This is a genomic window from Mesorhizobium sp. M8A.F.Ca.ET.218.01.1.1, from assembly GCF_004791165.1.
In the GTDB taxonomy this organism is placed as follows: Bacteria; Pseudomonadota; Alphaproteobacteria; order Rhizobiales; family Rhizobiaceae; genus Mesorhizobium.
Genome location: NZ_SRUZ01000131.1, coordinates 1 through 324, shown reverse-complemented (window position 1 = coordinate 324; position 324 = coordinate 1). Strand labels below are relative to the sequence as shown.

Genomic DNA, 324 nt, shown 5'->3' with positions numbered 1-324 from the left:
GCTCGGTTTCCTGGCCGGTCCAGGTCTTCAGCGTGAAGCGGGCATTCTTGTACCAGGTATCCTGCACGTCACCATCCTGGTGGTCGACGGACTCAGCGCCTGTGAACGCGCCGACGTCGCCGAAGCCGATGTCGTAGCGGACATAGCCGCCGATGCGCAGGCAGGTTTCGGTGCCGGGGATGTAGAAGTAGCCCGAGCCGTACACGTCGCAGATCTTGACGTATTCAGCCGGTTCCGGCTCGGCGACGGTCACCGCGTCGGCGGCGCGGGCGCCCGAAACTGCGATCAGGGCCGCAGCTGAGCCGAGAAGAAGGCTCTTGATGT

1 protein-coding gene is annotated in these 324 nt (G+C 64.5%); it reads right to left on the bottom strand.

Features of this window, described 5'->3' with window-relative positions; genetic code table 11:
• Positions 1-322 (bottom strand): porin (locus tag EN861_RS34705; RefSeq protein ID WP_245512183.1); only part of this gene is annotated, 322 nt, incomplete at its 3' end.
• Positions 323-324: the final 2 nt, after the last annotated feature.